Raw genomic sequence first — 639 nt, 5'->3', positions numbered from 1 at the left:
CCCAATTATCTCGCTGGAGATAATATAATAAAAAATAATCCTACCAGTAGGATGGTTCCACATTGACTCAATAGTCGTTGGATCCATAAAGTAAAGAAAAAGAGAGAATACAAAAGGTATGATAGAGAGAATATTTACTGACATCCGTGTTTGTGCCGTCATCACGGCTTTCTTCTGTTCGGATGTTTTGCTTTTTGTTATCACTTGGGACAATCGACTGGTAAGTTCTCTTAATTGCCCACCTTGTTGCAAGTTAAGTAAAATGATGGTGATAAGAAAGTAAAACTCGGGGTAACGAAAGCGTTGATAGGCATCATAAAAAACAGTTTCAGGAGACTCTCCCACATTCAATCGGCGGCAAATAAGGCTTAATTCATTCCCTAATGGCCCACCGACCTCTTTCCCACAACGTTCTAATACCTGGTTAATACTGGCACCGCTACTGGCCGCCATATTAATCATCAACAAGACCTCTGGGAAATCTCTTTTAAATAGCTTGTGATTATTTTTACGCGAAAAGCGTATTTGAAAAAATATGATACTGAACAAAATAAATGTCAATACCACCAGAGTATTTATCCCAAACCATGTTTTATTTATAATGTAAATGCATATTGCATAACCGATAGGCATGGCTAT

1 protein-coding gene is annotated in these 639 nt (G+C 37.6%); it reads right to left on the bottom strand.

Translation table 11 applies throughout. The features are described from left to right. Positions 1-639: type II secretion system F family protein (locus tag V1952_RS22380; RefSeq protein WP_420075616.1), on the bottom strand; the 639-nt coding region annotated here is incomplete at both ends.

Origin of the sequence: Yersinia sp. 2542 StPb PI (assembly GCF_048593855.1) — a bacterium.
GTDB classification, from domain to species: Bacteria; Pseudomonadota; Gammaproteobacteria; order Enterobacterales; family Enterobacteriaceae; genus Yersinia; species Yersinia enterocolitica_E.
Note: the sequence above shows the minus strand (reverse complement) of the source record. Positions and strands in the feature narration are given on the sequence as shown.